Here is a 16132-nt window from a genome sequence, read left to right as displayed (position 1 = left end):
TCGTCCGTGGATGTGGCGCACAACACCCGCATCGTTCGCGCCGGCCATTCCGACAGCGGACTCGCAGCGCCGAGAGGCTCCGGTTGCGCTGGCTGCAGCGGTGGCGGATGTCGGCTCCACTACGCGCGATCCACCACGTCCTGCGGGAGCGGGAGTACCGCCAGATCGCCCACCAGTGCGGTAGGGAGAACGCATGACGCACAGATTGCTCGTCCAGTACGGCCGTCCGACGGACCCTTCTGCGTTCGACCAGCACTACCGCGACGTCCACGTCCCGCTCGCACGGAAGATCCCCGGCGTGGTGCGCTTCGACATCGGCCACGCCAACGCTCTGGACGGCGACACCGCGCCGTACCTGGTTGCCGTGCTCGACTTCGCCTCCGCCGAGGCGTTCGCTTCCGGCATGGGGTCCCCCGAGGGCACGGCCGCCGCCGGCGACGTGCCGAACTTCGCCACCGGCGGCGCGAGCATGAGCCACTACGACATAGAGGACTTCACTCCCTGAGCTGCCGGGTGCCGTCCTCCGGTGCGACGGGGGACGGCACCCGCGTCGGTCCAGGGGACTGCGCTCCCTCGACCGATTTCCCATTGCCGGCGGGCGCGGGAGGCGGCGGCGGCTCTACCGTCGCACCGGTGGGGGGGCTCCGGTGCCGGGTCCCGGGGGCGAGCGGGGCCGCGACGCGGGCCCCTGCTCGTCGCCACCGCCTCCGGCACGGTGCTGAACCCGCTCAATTCCTCGCTGATCGCCGTCGCCCTGATCCAGCTGGCGGAGGACTTCGAGCTGTTGTTCGCCTGCGTCTCCTGGATGATCTCGCTGTTCCACCTGACCAGCGCGGTGGCCCAGCCGGTCTCCGGCCGGCTCGGAGACGTGTTCGGGCCACGCCGACTGTTCCTCGCGGGGCTCGCGCTGGTCGGCCTGGCCAGCCCGCGGCGCCGCTCTCCCCCGAACTTCGCCACGCTCCTGGCCATCCGGGCGGTCCAGGCGCTGGGCAGCTCCGCGATCTACCCCCTCCGGCATGGCGATCATCCGCCGGCTGGTCGTGGAGGGCCGGGCCCGCGCGCTGGCCGTCGATCAGCCCGGCGTTGGGGCGGTCGTGCAGGTCGCGGGTCGCCGTCCACGGTGACCGGGCCGTCGGCGAGGGCGGCCACCGGGGGGAGGAACCGCAGCACCGTGCCGGCCAGCCCGGCGTCGACCGTGACCGGACCGCTGAGCGTTCCGGGTGCGACCAGCCAGTCGCTGCCGTCGACGTCGTCGATGCCGACTCAGAGTGCGCCCAGGCCTGCGGCCATGAGGTCGGTGTCGCGCACCCTGAGGGGGTGCACGAGCCGACTGGGGCCGTCCGCCAGCGCGGCGAGCACGAGTGCCCGGGCGGTCAGCGACTTCGACCCGGGCAGGGACACGACGGCGTCGACCGGAGCAGGGTGGTGCGGCGCGGGCCAGACGTCTCTCACGAGGTCAGTCTGCCCGCCCGCGCCGCACCTCCCCGCACGTGCTCAGCCGGCCTGCGGCTTCTCGGTCTTCTTGACCGGGACCGTGCGGAGCAGCCGCCGGTTGGCGAACTCGAACATGGCCAGCTCGGAGAGCTCGCGGCCGTAGCCGGACCGCTTGACGCCACCGAAGGGCAGCTCCGGGGAGGAGCCGGTGGGCTGGTTGATCCAGACCATGCCTGCCTCCAGCCGCTCGGCCACCGACCGCGCCTCCTCGGGGTTGCTGCCCATGACGGTTGCACCCAGGCCGAAGTCGCTGTCGTTGGCCAGCGCGACCGCCTCGTCGGCGTTCTTCACCTTGTAGACGACGGCCGCGGGACCGAAGAGCTCCTCGCGGTAGGCCCGCATGTCGGGAGTGACGTCGGTGAGGATCGTCGCCGACACGAACGCGCCGGCGTGATCGGGGCGCTGGCCGCCCGCGACGACGGTGGCGCCCTTGTCGATGGCGTCCTGGATCTGCGCCTGCAGGTCCGCGGCCGCCTTCTCGCTCGACAGTGGCGCGAGCGACGTCGCCGGGTCGGCCGGGTCGCCGGGGGCGAAGATGCCGAATGCCTGCTTCAGGCCCTCGACGAAGGGCTCGTAGGCGTCCTCGGTGACGATCAGCCGCTTGGAGGCGGTGCAGGCCTGCCCGGTGTTACCCATGCGCCCGGCGGTGGCCGCCTTGACGGTCGCCTCCAGGTTCTCACCGTCGAGGACGATGAACGGGTCGCTGCCGCCGAGCTCCAGCACGGACTTCTTGAGGTGCTTGCCGGCCAGGGCGGCGACCGACGAGCCGGCCCGCTCGCTGCCGGTCAGCGTCACGCCCTGGATGCGGGGGTCGGCGATGACCTGCTCGACGTCCTCGATCTTGAGGAAGGTGTTGATGAGCGCGCCCTCGGGGGCGCCGGCGTCACGGAACAGCTGCTCGATCGCCACGGCGCACTGCGGGGTGATCTCCGAGTGCTTGAGGATGACGGTGTTGCCCAGCACCAGGTTCGGGCCGGCGACGCGGACGACCTGGTAGAAGGGGAAGTTCCACGGCTCGATGGCCAGGAGCACGCCGACGGGGCGCGTCTCGATGACGGCCTCTCCGCCGCCCATCATCGGCTCGATCGAGGTCGGCTCGAGGAACTTCGGGCCGTTGCCGGCGTAGTACTTCAGGATCATCGAGCAGAGGAAGAGCTCGCCGACGGCCTCGTCCCGGCGCTTGCCCATCTCCTTGGTGATGAGGGCGGCGAAGTCCATGATCCGCTCGTCGAGCAGCTCGGCGGCCTTCTGGACAACGGCCGCGCGCTCCTCGACCGAGCGGTCGCGCCACTCCAGGTACGCGGTGTGCGCCTGGCCGATGATGCCGTCGATCTCCGACGTCTCGGTGAAGGGGTACTCCTTCTCCGTCTCGCCGGTGAACGGGTTGACGGTCGCGTAGCGCCGCTCGGCGCTGTCGCTGGCGGTGGTGGGGGCGTTCTGCGTAGCGGTCACGCGGTGATCCTCGTCTCTGGGGGGCTTGTTCCGCCTAGGCCTACCCCACGAGTGCCCGGCTGTCACGGGGCGGCCCGCTGTCAGCGGGCGCACCTACAGGGCGAGAGGTCAGCCGAACCTGTGCCAGGAGGCGCCCATGTGCGGTTGCTACGCCGCCAGCCGCAAACCCGAGGACCTGGCGCTGGAGTTCGAGGCCGTACCGGCCGGCGGGCAGTCCCCGGTGCCGGCCGACTACAACGTCGCCCCGACCAAGGACGTGCACGTCGTCCGCTGGAAGAAGGAGCGCGACGCCGAGGGCGCGCTGACCCGCGGCGTGCACCGCGAGCTCCGGGCGGTGCGCTGGGGCCTGGTGCCCTCGTGGAGCTGTCGAACGCGGCGACGGCGGGGCTGCTCGCGGTGATCGGCGTGAGCGTCGGATCCACCAACCTGGGGCTGCAGACGGCGTTGTACGACACGGTCCCGCCTGACGAGGTCGGGGCGGCAGCCGGCCTCTTCCAGACCTCGCGCTACCTCGGGGACCATCCTCTCGGCCAGCCTGCTGGGACTGCTGTTCGGCGACCAGATCGACACCGGGAACCTGCACCGACTGGCCTGGTGCCTGTTCGCCGTCAGCGCGCTCGTCCTGGTCCTGCACCTGCGTCTCCCGGGACGGCCACCCGCTGCGTCCTCGACCTGATCGCCCGTCCGTCATCGCCCGGCGAGGGCCCCGGCGTCATGGCAGGGTTCTGGGGGACGCGGAACCCGGCGGTGGAGGATCGGATGCCCGATCAGGCGATCGAGAGCCAAGCGCGGGAGACCGATGTCAGCGGCGTGCGGGTGCTGCTGACCGGCGGCACCAGCGGGCTGGGGCTGGGCATGGTGCGGGCTCTGGTGGCCGATGGGGCCTCAGTGGTCCTGACCGGCCGGGACGCCGACCGCGCGCGCCGGGTCGCCGAGCAGGAGACTGCCGCCGGGCCCGGATCGGCGACCGGAATTGCGATGGACGTGCGGGACGAGGCCTCCGTCGCCGATGGCGTGGCGGCGGCGCGCGCTGCCCTGGGTGGCATCGACGTCCTGGTGAACAACGCCGGCATCGGCATGCGGACTGTCAATCCGCGGTTCCTGACCGAGCCGCGACGGTTCTACGAGGTCGCCCCGGCGGGCTTCGCCGACCTCATTGCCACCAACGTCACCGGCTACTTCCTGGTGGCCCGCGCGGTCGTACCCGACATGGTCGCGGCGGGACACGGCACCGTGGTCAACGTCAGCATCAACGAGGAGACGATGCGTCGCCGAGGGTTCGTGCCCTACGGCCCGTCCAGGGCCGCCACCGACGCGATGTCCCGCGTCATGGCCGCCGACCTTGCCGGCACGGGCGTCCACGTCCACCTGCTGCTGCCCGGTGGCGCCACGGTCACCGGCATGATCCCCGACGACCTGCCGGATGAGGCCCGGGGCGGCCTGCTGGAGCCTGCGGTGATGGGCCCGGCCATCCGGTGGTTGTGCTCTCCAGCGGCGAGAGAGCACAACGATCTCCGCGTCGTGGCCCGGGAATTCGTCCCGCCGGTGGACACGTCCCCCGCGTGACCGACCCGCGGTTCGTCGCACCCACGGCTCGAGCGCCGGGCAGCCGGCCCCCCCGTGGCGGGTCGGCTGCCCGGACCCCTCAGCCGCGCAGCAGCTCGCCGAACCGGGCGCTGCTCTCGTCGATCGCGCTCTGCGCTGCCGGCGAGATGGCGCCCATGTCGAAGAACCCGTGGATCATGCCGCCGTAGCGACGGACGTCCGCGGCGACGCCCGCGGCACGCAGCGCCTCGCCGTAGGCCTCGCCCTCGTCCCGGAGCGGGTCGAACTCCGCCGTCACGACGACCGCAGGAGGCAGCCCCGACAGGTCGGCGCCGTGCAGCGGCGACAGTCGGGCGTCCTTGGCGTCGTCCCAGGCGCCTGCGTAGTGGCCGTAGAACCAGTCCATGGTGTCCTTCTCGAGGAAGTAGCCCTTGGCGTTCTCCACGCGGGAGGGGTACTCCCCCTCCGCGTCCACGGCCGGGTAGATCAGGAACTGGCCGGCCAGCGGCGTCCCGTCGGCGTGCAGTACCTGCGCCACGACCGCGGCGAGGTTGCCGCCGGCTGCTGTCCCCGGCGAGGCCCAGCCGCTGGTCCCCGCCGAACTCGTCGAGGTGCCCGGCGATCCAGCGGGCGGAGGCCACCGCGTCGTCCGCTGCGGCCGGGAACGGGTGCTCCGGGGCCAGCCGGTAGTCCACGGCCACCACGACGGCGTTGCTGCCCTTGCAGACGTTGCGCGCCATGTTGTCGTGGGTGTCGAGATCGCCGATGACCCAGCCTCCGCCGTGGAAGAAGATCACCGTGGGGAAAGGGCCCTCGCCTTCCGGGCGGTAGACGCGCGCCTCGAGGTCACCCTCGGCACCGGGCACCGTCCGGTCCTCACTGCTCCCGACCTGGACGACGTGTTCGGGCGCCCGGGAGCCGTGGGTGAGCGCGAGGTACTGGGCGCGCCCGGCCTCGGCGCTCCCCTCGTACATGGGCGGCATGCCTGCCTGGTCGATCATGCTGAGGACGGCGGCGATGTGCGGGTCAACCGGCACAGGGTTCTCCTTGTGGGGGACGGCTGGGGACGTGCGGGAAGGGACTCCGGAAGCGGTGCGGCGCGACGGCCGGTCAGCCGTACACCAGCGAGCTGTCGTCGAGGTCGAGCGCAGGCAACGAGTCGCGCTCCTCGGCGTACTCGCGCAGGTGGACCCAGGGCTCCTGGTCCCCCTGCTTGAACATCAGGTGCATGGTGCGCATGACGTAGCCGGCGTTGAAGTTCTCCGGGTCGCCCCAGGGCCGCAGCTGCATACCGTCGTCCTCCCGGCGCAGCGTGGGGACGACGGTCGCCACACCCCGCTCCTCCATGTGAGCGAGCAACCGGCAGACGAACTCGCTGACCAGGTCGGCACGCAGGGTCCAGCTGGCGCGGAAGTACCCGAACACGTAGGCCATGTTGGGAACGCCGCTGATCATCATGCCGCGCCACGTGACCCGCTCGGTGAAGTCGACCGGCTCTCCGTCGACTGTGAAGGCAACTCCCCCGAACAGGCTCAGGTCGAATCCGGTGGCGGTGACGACGACGTCGGCCTCGATCTCCTCACCCGAGGACGTGCGGATCCCGGTCGCGGTGAACGTCTCGATGGTGTCGGTGACCACCGATGCCTTGCCCTCCCGGATGGCGGTGAACAGGTCGCCGTCCGGGAGTAGGGCGAGCCGCTGCTGCCACGGCCGGTAGGTGGGGTTGAAGTGCTTGTCGATGTCGAAGCCTTCGGGTAGCAGCGGACGCATCGATTCGATGATGAAGGCCCGCAGTTCGTCGGGCGCCTCCTTGGACATCCGGGTGATCTCGTCCCCCTCGGCGATGTACGCGCGCCGGAGGATCTCGTGGGTCCACTCGTCAGGGACGTCCAGGGCGCGGAGTGTGTTCGCCAGCTCGTGGGTCCTGGGGCGGGCGAAGAAGAACGTCGGCGAGCGCTGCAGCATCGTCACGTGCGCCGCCTCCTGCGCCATGGCCGGCACGAGGGTGGCCGCGGTGGCTCCGGATCCGATGACGACGACGCGCTTGCCGGCGTAGTCGAGGTCCGCGGGCCACTGCTGCGGGTGCACGACATGACCGCGGAACCGGTCCAGCCCCTCCCACTGCGGCTGGTGGGGCCGGGAGTGGTCGTAGTAGCCCTGGCACATCCAGAGGAAGTCGGTGGTGAACCGCAGCGACTCGCCGGTGTCCTCACGGGTCACCTGCACAGTCCAGCGCTTCTCCTCCGAGGACCAGCTGGCCGCGCTCACCCGGTGCCGGTAGCGGATCCGGTCGCCCAGGTCGTTCTCCTGGATGACCTCGTCCAGGTAGGACAGGATCTCGTCCGAGGTGGCGATCGACGCCCCCCGCCAGGGCTTGAACTTGTACCCGAAGGTGAACAGGTCGCTGTCGGACCGGACGCCGGGGTAGCGGTGGGTCCACCAGGTGCCGCCTCGGGCGTCCAGCGCGTCGAGGATGACGAAGCTCTTGTCCGGGAACTGCTGCTTCAGGTGATAGGCGGCGCCGATCCCGGAGATCCCCGCCCCGACCACGAGCACGTCGACGGTGCTGGGTCTCCGCCGCGGTGCCGGTTGCTGCTTCTGCCGTCAAGGTCATGCTTCATTGCCCATCTGCCTGGTGATGTCGGTCACGACGGAAGCTAGCCGTGCGAGGCGGAGGTGAGCCATGCCACAATCGGCCGTGAGTTGAGTATTCCGGCCAACCCCCAACACCCCTTCGACGCGCCCGTCCGCGGCACGGGCAGCGTGGCACTTCTGTGTGGGCTGGCCGTGGAGCACGGCCTCCCCCGCCGTGACGTGCTGGCCGGCGGGGGGATACCGGAAGAAGCCCTCGAGGACCCGGCTGCCGAGATCACCGGCGAGCAGGAGATGCGTGCAATCGCTGCCATCGCCGGCTCGCTGCCCGAGGACGCAGGCCTGACCGCCGGAGCGCGATACCGGCTGGCGAGCTACGGCATCTGGGGCTTCGCCCTGCTCTCGAGCCGCACCCTCCGCGAGGGGACCGAGGTCGCGATGCGATTCGTGGACCTCACGTACGCGCTGACGCGCGTCAGCGCCCGGGAGGACGACGGCGAGGTCCGGCTGTTCTTCGACGACCTGGACGTCCCGGAACACGTCCGGCGCTTCGTCCTGCTCCGCGACAGCTCGGCGGCCCTGCAGCTGTGGCGGGAGACACTGGGGCGCCCTGTCGTGCCGCTGCGCGTGGCGCTGCGACTGCCGCAGCCCGCCGATCCGACGCCGTACGAGACCGCGTTCGGAGTGCCGCCGCGGTTCGGCGCCGCACGGTCGGTCCTGGTCTTCGACGCTGCCCTCCTCGACCAGCCGTTGCCGCAGGCAGCCCCCCTGACCGCCGCACTCTGCGAGGCCCAGTGCCGGGACCTCCTCCAGCGCCGCCACTCACGGCGAGGGACGAGCGGGCGGGTGCGTGACCTCCTGGTGCACACCGGGGGCCGGATCCTCGGACAGGAGGAGGTCGCCGCGGAGATGCACGTCAGCGTGCGGACCTTGCGCCGGATGCTCCGCGACGAGGCAACCACGTTCCGCGCGATCGTGGAGCAGACACGTGAACACCTGGCGGAGGAGTTGCTCGTGACCGCCGGTCTGAACGTCGAGCAGGTCGCTCGACGCCTCGGCTACACGGATGCCTCCACCTTCGTCCATGCCTTCCGGCGGTGGAAGGGAGTCAGCCCCGGCCGCTGGAGGGAGGGGGAAACCCGGCCGTCCACGAGCGGTGACACGTCCCGGCCTGCGGCCGGGCCGGAGTGACGGCGGCGCGGGCTGAGCTGCGCATCGAACCCCGGTGTCGCATCGGAGGGTCGAGAAGCGACGCGCCGGGCCCTCCAGGGCTGCACCGACCCCAGGACTGAGCCTTTCCCTGAGGCCGCTCAGTCAGAGGTCTTCGGCGGCCCTGTGCGGTCCCGCTCCGGCCGAACAGCCCGTGGCGGACAGCCGGCCCGCATCCAGGACTCCAGCTCGGCGAACCCCCGCGCCGCCTCCAGCGCGATCATGACCTGTCGGCGACACGGCCCCTGCCAGGTCGGGGGCCCGGCCGCCAGCCAGTTGGTCAGTACCGCCGGACGCCCTGCCCACGACGTGCCCATGGCCAGGCCGCCAGTCATGAGGCACCACAGCAGGAACCGCGCCACGGCCCGAAGCCACATCGCAGCGGCCTGGAGATACAGGGTGCCTCTGAGATAGCAGTCCACCGCGCACCCCACTCCGTAGGGGTCCAGCGCCGTCAGGGGGTGAGACAGCACCGCCGGTCGGCGCTTCTCCCGGCGTTGCACGCAGCAACCATCGTCGCCCCGTGGCGCCGCAATAGGAAGGGTTTCGGCCCCCGCTGTCCCACGCGACCGGGTGGGGTTGCGACCCGAATGACCCCTCGGGCCTCCGCGTTTCGGAGGTCGGCGGAGGCGGTCGTGTCGCGGCCGCCGCGGGCGTACAACGCTACGGCCGGGCCTTCGGTGGTTGCGTGCCTGCCGTGCCGTGAGTGTCGGAATGAGGAGGGCGAGCGACGTCGTCGGTTCCGCGCCGGAGATCGGAGTCCGGAACGACCGCCGTCTCGAAGGCCTCGGCGAGGTCTTCACCGCTTGTCTGCTCCTGCGGGTGACGGCGCAGCGGGGTCTCCCGCAGGAACAGCAGAACGAGAAAACCGACCAAGGCGAACGGGACGGCGGCGAGGAAGGTGGTCTGCAGCGCATCGGCGAAGCCTGTGATGACCGCGGTGTACACCGGCTCGGGCAGCGCGCCGATCTCTTCAGGGCTGCCGAGCGTCGGAGCCCCTCCCCCGAGCCTGTCGGCCGGGACGCCGGCCTCGGCGAGCCGGGACGGGATGGTGTCGGCGAGGCGATGCGTGAGCAGGGCGCCGAACACGGCCACCCCCAGCGCGCCACCGAGCGAGCGGAAGAACGTGGCACCAGAGGTCGCGACGCCGAGATCTTTCCGCTCCACGGCGTTCTGGGTGGCAAGAACGAGGACCTGCATGACCAGCCCGATCCCGGCACCGGTGACGAACATGTACCCCCCGGCCACGACCAGCGAGGTGTCGGCGGCCAGCCGGCTCATGAGTCCCAGCCCGGCGGCGGCCAGCAGCAGGCCGACGACCGGGAACATCTTGTACCGGCCGGTGGCGGTGATGGCTCGCCCGGACCCGATCGAGGCGCCGAGCAGGCCCACCATCAAGGGGAGCGTGAGCAGCCCGGAGGCGGTCGGCGACTGCCCCTTGACGATCTGCAGATACTGCGGCAGGAAGACGATCGCCCCGAACATGGCGACGCCGACGACGAAGCCCGCCAGACTTGTGATGACGAACGTGTGGTTCGCGAACAGGTGCGGCGGCATGATCGGCTCGCGAGCGCGACGCTCCTGCCACACGGCGAGGGCCAGCAGGACGGCCGCCGCGGCGGCGAGCGCGTAGGTCCACGCGGAGTTCCAGGCGAACTCCTTGCCGCCCAGCGACAGCACCAGCAGCAGAGCGCTGACCGAGCCCACGATGAAGAACGCGCCCAGCCAGTCGATCGAGCGCTTGCTGCGCGGGAACGGCAGTCGCAGCACCCGCTCGGTGACCAGCAGGGCGGCCACGCCGATCGGGATGCCTACCCAGAAGGTCCATCGCCAGGACAGGTGCTCGACGAGGAACCCGCCGAGCAAGGGCCCCGCAACGGTGGCAATGCCGAACACCGATCCGATGTAGCCCTGGTAGCGACCACGCTCCCGCGGACTGACGATGTCGCCGAGGATCGCCTGCGACAACGCCATCAGCCCACCGGCGCCGATGCCCTGGACCGCGCGGAATGCAATCAACTGGGCCATGTCCTGGGCGAAGCCACAGGCGAGAGAGGCGAGCAGGAAGATCCCGATGGCGGACTGGAACATGATCTTCCGCCCGTAGAGGTCGGACAACTTGCCCCAGATCGGCGTGGATGCAGTCGAAGTCAGCAGCGTCGCCGACACCACCCAGGCGAGCTGTTCCTGCCCACCGAGCTCCCCCACGATGGTCGGCAACGCCGTCGCCACGATCGTCTGCGACAGCGCCGCGACGAGCATGCCCAGCATGAGGCCGACCAGCACTGTCACGATCTGCCGGTGCCCCAGCGGCGGCAGACCCTCGCCGCCGGCGGAGTCCGGAGGCGGGTTACGGGGAGCAGGAGAACTCACGCGCGCACGACCTCTTCCGCACGAGTCGTGTCGGCAGGCTGTCCGCCAGGCGCTGCGTCGCTGGCCAGGCCGTCGAGATCCGCGTTCAACCGTTCCAGCAGCGCCGCGAACATGTCCTGTTCGTCGGTCGGCCAGGAGCCGACCAGCTCGCGGACGGCATTCCGGCGGAGCTGGCGTGTCTCCGCGACTGCACTCTGCCCGGCGGACGTCAGTCGCAGCCGGCAGGCCCGTCCGTCGTCCGGATCCGCCTCCCGCGTGGTAAGCCCGGCCTGCTGCAGGGCGGCCACGTGCCGGCTCACCGTCGAGGCGTCGAGGTGCAGGCGGGCCGCCAACGCCCCGTTGCGCATGGGTCCCGCGTCGTTCAGGAGGCCGAGGATCGTGTACGCGCTCCGGTCCAGCAGCTGTACGGGCCCATCGGTATGAAGCCGGACGCGCTGTGCTCGGTGGACGAGGTGGGTCAGCGCCTGTTCAATGCGCTCCAGCGACTCGAGGGCAACCCCACCCTGATCCGGTTGCATGTCCCAACCATACTCGGCTGCTGTACGGCGTCCAGCCGCACAGAGCTGGTCCGCCGCAGCCTCCCCGGCCGCGATCAGGCATCGTCGTCGCCCACCGATCCCGGTGACGCCTGGGCGAGCCAGGACTCCAAGGCAGCAATACCCCGCACCGCCTCACGGTGCACGACCTGATCGTCGACTCCCGATGGAGGCAAGCTGTCGACGAGCTCGGTCGGCCCGAGGCGACGGCCGAGCAGGTGTCCGGCGGCGGCGTAGATGCCGTAGCAGGACAAGGCCGCGGCCCCCAGACATGATGCGGCTGCCGCCGTCCAGGTGAAGACGGACAGGGTCTCCTCCAGCAGACGCCAGAGCGCTGCATCCAGCGCTTGCCAGGCCGAGAACGAGACACCGTCCATGTCGCCGCCGATCAACCGGTGGCGCCGCGGTCCCCGGGGGCCACGGCGCCCGTACGGAAGAAGGGGATCCTAGTCGCCCGAGGGGGTCATACCGACCTTTGTCAGTCCTGACTCCTGGAAGGCGCGGTGGTTCGCCACCCGTCACATCTCACGGCATGGAGTGCGGACACGAGGCGGGCGGACTCAGCGGGTGACCCCGCACGTGGGCTGTTCCGCGGTCCGGCTCACCCGACGGAGAGCATGGCTCCCCGGCGACGGACTGCCTTGCGGTAGCCGGCGAGCATCTGCGCGGTGATCTCGGTGAGCTCTTCGCGGAGCCAGTCCTCGGTGACGTCGGCCGGCGCGGCGAGCAAGGCCCCGGTGAGCGCCTGCAGCGTCGCGCCTCCCCACACCGCGCCCAGATCATCTGCCCCGTCCCCCAGGAGCATCGACTCCACCTTGCCCCGGAGCCGCGTCGTGAGTTCCAGGACGGCAGGTCTGGACATGGCGGCGGCGTCGCGGACGAGGTACCCGGCCAGCCGACGGTGCCGCAGCAGGTAGTCGACGTAGCCGGCCACCTCGATACCCCGGCTCCGGTGCCGGCTCTCCCTCGAGCTGTTGGCCTCGACCAGTCGGATCAACTCGTCCAGTGCCGGCCTGACCAGTGCGAGGAGCAATTCGTCCTTGGTCCGGAAGTGGTAGTACACGGCCGCCTTCGTCACGCCGAGCCGATCCGCGATCTCCTGCAACGAGGTGCCGTCGAACCCCTGGGCGGCGAACAGGTCGAGGGCGGCCTCCAGCACGCGCTGCGCCCCAGGAGTGCGGGGAGCCGATGTCGGGCTACCTGCTGCCGACGTCGCGAGCTGCGGGCTGGTCACCACGTCAGGGTAGCCATCAGCCCGTGTGCCCCACGGCCCACGGCGCTACTAGCCGCATGGCTAGATGAGTGAGTCCGTTTGATCGTCAGCTGTCGTAGGCGATCAGGGAGCGCTTGATCGGGGCTCCGATCTGCCAGTTGTGCCAGATGGCGGTGGCCAGGGCGAGCAGGCGGGCGGCGACGCGGGCGTAGACCCCGGCCAGGGTGCGCCCGCCGTGGTCTTCGAGGCTGAGCTGGCCTTTGAGGGTGTCGAAGACCGCCTCGATCCACTGCCGGCAGCGGGCTAGCTTGCCGTGCCGGGCCGGCTCGTCCTTGCGGTCGGGACGGATGAGGTGGGCGCCGAGTTCGTCATGGACGAAGGCCTCGAACTCCCGTCCGGCGAAGCCCTTGTCTCCGAGGATGACCTGTCCGGCACGGATGAGGTGGTGTTGGTGTTCCAGCAGGGCCTGGGTGACTTCGCGTTCGCCGATCTTGGGGTCGGCCAGGCCCCAGATGATGGGCATGCCCTCCGCGGTGCAGATCAGGTACAGCCGGAACCCCCAGAAGAAGCGGGAGTGGCTGGCGCAGAAGCCGTAGCCGGCATGTCCGGCCAGGTCCGAGCGCTTGACCGTCTCCCGGGAGGCCGCGCACGGCAGCGGGGTGGAGTCCACCAGCCGCAGCAGGTCGTGCCAGGAGTCGGTGTCGCGGGCCAGTTCGGTGATCACCGACGCGATCAGCGGTCCGGCCGCGCGCAGCCGTTTGCCGTATCCGGACTGCCCCGGCAGGTGCGGGAACATGCCGGTCAGATGCGTGCAGGCATACCGGATCCAGCGCCGCTCGCTGGCCACGCCCAGCAGTTGCTGGGCCACGACCAGGCACAGCAACTCGGCATCGGTCAGTGCCGGCTTGCGGCCGCGCCGGTGTGCCCGCGAGCAGCCCAGCCGGGGCAAGACGCGGTCATCGAGTTCTACGTAGAGTGCCGTCAGGAGGGTGTTGAGTTCGTTGCTCACAACCTCGGTCTTGGCACCCTCCGCTCCTCAATCGGTGGACCGACACGCGCCCCGGCCAATCGGACTCACTCATCTAGTAGCCTCTAGCCGATTAGCTAGTCACCGATGCCGGTCCCCCTCACCGCCCCCCCTGACCTCCGGAGCACCACACGTGGCCGTCTTCCTCCACCGTCTCGGACGCTGGGCCTTCCACCGTCGCAAGACAGTCCTCATGGCCTGGGTGCTCGCCCTGGTCGCGCTCGGCAGCCTGGCCGGCGCTGTCGGAAAGGATGCCGACGCTCAGCTCTCCATCCCCGGCGTCGAGTCGGTCACCGCGTTGGAGACGCTGCAGGAGCGCTTCCCCGACGGCGCGGCGGGTGGCGCCACCGCCCGCATCGTCTTCCGCGCTCCCGAAGGTCGGACGGTGAGCGATCCGGAGATCGGCGCCGCCATCCAGGAGACGCTCGCCGCCGCGGCGGAGGCGAAGCAGGTGACCGAGGTCAGCGACCCCTTCCAGGACCGCGGCGTCTCGGCGGACCAGACCACCGCCTACGCCACGGTCGTCTACGAGGTGCAGCCCAACAACATCACCGACGAGGCGCGAGCCGACCTTCTCGACGTGGGAGAGGGCGCCCGGGGCGCCGGGCTCCAGGTGGAGTTCGGCGGCGAGGCCACCCAGGCCGCACCCGAGCAGGGCATCGCCGAGGCGGCCGGGGTCGTCGTCGCCCTCGTCGTCCTCGCGATCACCTTCGGCACGCTGCTCGCCGCGGGCCTGCCGCTCCTGACCGCCCTGATCGGCGTGGCCACCGGCATGGCCGCGGTCCAAGCCCTCTCGGCCGTCGTCGACTTGGACAGCGCCACACCGACCCTCGGTCTGATGATCGGGCTTGCGGTCGGGATCGACTACGCGCTCTTCATCATCATCCGGCACAAGGAGCTGCTGGCGACGGGCACGCCGGCCCGCGAGGCGGCGGGGCGAGCGGTCGGCACCGCCGGCAGTGCGGTCGTCTTCGCCGGGCTGACCGTCATGATCGCCCTGGCCGGGCTGGCCGTCATCGGCATCCCGTTCCTGACCACGATGGGTCTCGTGGCGGCCGGCATGGCCGGCGTGGCGGTCCTGGTCGCGCTGACCCTGGTGCCGGCCATGCTGGGCTTCGCCGGCGATCGGTTCAGCCGCTGGCCGGTGCCTGGTCTGCGGCGCCGTCAGGCAGCACTGGCCACGACGGAGTCCTGGGGCACGCGGTGGGCGCGCTTCGTCACCCGCCGACCGGTACCCGTCGTCCTCGCTGCCGTCATCGGCCTCGGGGTCATCGCCTTGCCGGCCCTGGACCTGCGGTTGGGGCTGCCCACCGACGGGGACCTGTCGGAGGAGGCCACTCAGCGGCAGGCCTACGACCTGCTGGCCGAGGGCTTCGGGCCCGGCTTCAACGGTCCGCTCACCGTGGTCGTGGACGCTACGGACGCCGAGGCGCCGGACACTGCCTTCGTCGCCACTGCTGAGGCGATCGCCGCGCTCGACGGCGTGGCGACCACGGCACCGCCGCGGCCGAACCCGGCCGGCGATACGGCAACCATCACTGTCATCCCGAGCGAGGGGCCGTCCGCGGCCGCGACCGAGGATCTGGTCGGCGACATCCGCGACCTCCGTCCCGGCCTGAGGGAGCAGACCGGCTCCGAGCTCGCCGTCACGGGCAACACCGCGCTCGGCATCGACATCTCCGAGAAGCTGGCCGATGCACTCCCGCTGTTCCTCGCGGTGGTCGTCGGCCTGGCGATGCTGCTGCTGATGGTGGCATTCCGCTCCATCCTGGTGCCGCTCAAGGCAACGCTCGGCTTCCTCCTGAGCGTTGCGGCCACCTTCGGTGCCCTCGTCGCCGTGTTCCAGTGGGGCTGGCTGGCCGAACTGCTCGGCGTCGCCTCGACAGGGCCGATCGTGAGCTTCCTGCCCATCCTGCTCATCGGACTGCTGTTCGGCCTGGCGATGGACTACGAGGTGTTCCTGGTCAGCCGGATGAGGGAGGAGCACGTGCACGGCGCCGAGCCGCGTGAGGCCGTCATCGGCGGCTTCCGTCACGGCGCGCGGGTCGTGACGGCCGCAGCCTTGATCATGGCGTCGGTGTTCGCGGGATTCGTCCTCGGCCCGGACGCCACCATCAAGAGCATCGGGTTCGCCCTCGCCTTCGGCGTCCTCGTCGACGCCTTCGTCGTCCGGATGGCGCTCGTCCCTGCGGTCATGACACTGCTGGGTCGCAGCGCCTGGTATCTGCCCCGTTGGCTGGACCGCGGGCTGCCGAACGTGGACATCGAAGGCTCGACCCTGGAACGCCACACCCCGGCGCCTGACCGCGAGCTCGCCGACGCCCGTCGCTGAGCTCACTGAGCGACAGCTGGGAGGGCCGCTTCCGGAGATGGAGGAGCAGCCCTCCCAGCGTCGCCATACCGCGTTTCGCTCCACCAGCCGGTCCAGCAGGGGCCACGAGTCGGGGAAGGAGTTCCGGGAGGCCACCGACGCCTCACGCTCATCCCGTTGGCCGAACTGCCGTCGGTTCGGCGTACGGACCGGCCCGGTGAGCGTCGCCCGTGATCGTTGCCGCCCCGGTACGCCGTCCATTCGGCAATGAGGGACGCAGAAGGGACATGGGACCTTCGCAAGATCGGTGCGGCGTCAGCACCCACACCTTCGCTCGGAGGTCTCCCCATTGGTCCAGCCCCCGACGCCGTCAACAACCC

At 70.8% G+C, this 16132-nt stretch carries 14 protein-coding genes and 2 pseudogenes; 6 read left to right on the top strand and 10 right to left on the bottom strand.

Features of this window, described 5'->3' with window-relative positions:
* Nucleotides 1-193: 193 nt before the first annotated feature.
* Nucleotides 194-505, top strand: a complete 312-nt coding sequence (locus tag JKP76_RS14250; RefSeq protein ID WP_040339445.1) for an EthD family reductase — start codon at nucleotides 194-196, stop codon at nucleotides 503-505.
* 21 nt (nucleotides 506-526) lie between these two features.
* Nucleotides 527-952 (top strand): annotated as a pseudogene (locus JKP76_RS24125) (MFS transporter); the annotation flags it as partial.
* Between the two features lie 311 nt (nucleotides 953-1263).
* Here JKP76_RS24125 and JKP76_RS23535 read toward each other — a convergent pair.
* Together JKP76_RS23535 and JKP76_RS14235 are read right to left on the bottom strand one after the other, a co-directional pair.
* Nucleotides 1264-1452 (bottom strand): hypothetical protein, encoded by a 189-nt coding sequence (locus tag JKP76_RS23535; RefSeq protein ID WP_309229721.1) that lies wholly within the window; start codon nucleotides 1450-1452, stop codon nucleotides 1264-1266.
* A gap of 42 nt (nucleotides 1453-1494) precedes the next feature.
* Entirely contained in the window at nucleotides 1495-2946 is a 1452-nt protein-coding gene (locus JKP76_RS14235) for an NAD-dependent succinate-semialdehyde dehydrogenase (RefSeq protein WP_200491630.1), read from the bottom strand.
* A gap of 136 nt (nucleotides 2947-3082) precedes the next feature.
* On the opposite strand from JKP76_RS14235, the gene JKP76_RS14230 reads away from it, so the two are divergent.
* Together JKP76_RS14230 and JKP76_RS14225 are read left to right on the top strand one after the other, a co-directional pair.
* Nucleotides 3083-3346 carry an SOS response-associated peptidase family protein gene (locus JKP76_RS14230; protein WP_040339449.1) on the top strand — a complete coding sequence of 88 codons (264 nt, stop codon included), beginning with the start codon at nucleotides 3083-3085 and terminating at the stop codon, nucleotides 3344-3346.
* 359 nt (nucleotides 3347-3705) lie between these two features.
* Nucleotides 3706-4512: an SDR family oxidoreductase gene (locus tag JKP76_RS14225; RefSeq protein ID WP_051515990.1), complete on the top strand. Its 807-nt coding sequence runs from the start codon at nucleotides 3706-3708 to the stop codon at nucleotides 4510-4512.
* A 79-nt stretch (nucleotides 4513-4591) separates the two neighbouring features.
* Here JKP76_RS14225 and JKP76_RS22620 read toward each other — a convergent pair whose 3' ends face one another.
* From JKP76_RS22620 to JKP76_RS14215, 3 genes and pseudogenes are all read right to left on the bottom strand, one after another.
* Nucleotides 4592-5029, bottom strand: a complete 438-nt coding sequence (locus JKP76_RS22620; protein ID WP_309232993.1) for an alpha/beta hydrolase fold domain-containing protein — start codon at nucleotides 5027-5029, stop codon at nucleotides 4592-4594.
* Between the two features lie 82 nt (nucleotides 5030-5111).
* A pseudogene (locus tag JKP76_RS24120) lies at nucleotides 5112-5465 on the bottom strand (alpha/beta hydrolase); the annotation flags it as partial.
* 136 nt (nucleotides 5466-5601) lie between these two features.
* The gene (locus tag JKP76_RS14215; RefSeq protein ID WP_309232992.1) at nucleotides 5602-7047 is read right to left on the bottom strand and encodes an NAD(P)/FAD-dependent oxidoreductase; all 1446 of its coding nucleotides are present in this window, start codon (nucleotides 7045-7047) and stop codon (nucleotides 5602-5604) included.
* Nucleotides 7048-7254: 207 nt separating this feature from the next.
* On the opposite strand from JKP76_RS14215, the gene JKP76_RS14210 reads away from it, so the two are divergent.
* Entirely contained in the window at nucleotides 7255-8274 is a 1020-nt protein-coding gene (locus JKP76_RS14210; protein ID WP_166518254.1) for an AraC family transcriptional regulator, read from the top strand.
* Between the two features lie 681 nt (nucleotides 8275-8955).
* Here the strand turns inward: JKP76_RS14210 and JKP76_RS14205 are convergent.
* The 5 genes from JKP76_RS14205 to JKP76_RS14185 all read right to left on the bottom strand — a co-directional run bounded on the left by JKP76_RS14205 (nucleotide 8956) and on the right by JKP76_RS14185 (nucleotide 13423).
* Nucleotides 8956-10584, bottom strand: coding sequence for an MDR family MFS transporter (locus JKP76_RS14205; RefSeq protein ID WP_200491629.1), 1629 nt, complete (start codon nucleotides 10582-10584; stop codon nucleotides 8956-8958).
* A gap of 77 nt (nucleotides 10585-10661) precedes the next feature.
* Nucleotides 10662-11183: a MarR family winged helix-turn-helix transcriptional regulator gene (locus JKP76_RS14200; protein ID WP_051515993.1), complete on the bottom strand. Its 522-nt coding sequence runs from the start codon at nucleotides 11181-11183 to the stop codon at nucleotides 10662-10664.
* Nucleotides 11184-11257: 74 nt separating this feature from the next.
* Nucleotides 11258-11593 (bottom strand): hypothetical protein, encoded by a 336-nt coding sequence (locus JKP76_RS14195; RefSeq protein ID WP_040339453.1) that lies wholly within the window; start codon nucleotides 11591-11593, stop codon nucleotides 11258-11260.
* A gap of 209 nt (nucleotides 11594-11802) precedes the next feature.
* The gene (locus JKP76_RS14190; RefSeq protein ID WP_166518255.1) at nucleotides 11803-12435 is read right to left on the bottom strand and encodes a TetR/AcrR family transcriptional regulator; all 633 of its coding nucleotides are present in this window, start codon (nucleotides 12433-12435) and stop codon (nucleotides 11803-11805) included.
* A gap of 85 nt (nucleotides 12436-12520) precedes the next feature.
* Nucleotides 12521-13423, bottom strand: coding sequence for an IS982 family transposase (locus tag JKP76_RS14185; protein WP_200491628.1), 903 nt, complete (start codon nucleotides 13421-13423; stop codon nucleotides 12521-12523).
* A 151-nt stretch (nucleotides 13424-13574) separates the two neighbouring features.
* Between JKP76_RS14185 and JKP76_RS14180 the strand changes: the two genes are divergently transcribed.
* On the top strand, nucleotides 13575-15773 hold the full coding sequence (locus JKP76_RS14180) for an MMPL family transporter (RefSeq protein WP_200491627.1): 2199 nt from the start codon (nucleotides 13575-13577) through the stop codon (nucleotides 15771-15773).
* Nucleotides 15774-16132 lie beyond the last annotated feature (359 nt).

It is taken from the genome of Blastococcus sp. TML/C7B (assembly GCF_016612845.1).
GTDB lineage: Bacteria > Actinomycetota > Actinomycetes > Mycobacteriales > Geodermatophilaceae > Blastococcus.
This window is presented reverse-complemented; position numbering and strand designations above follow the sequence as displayed.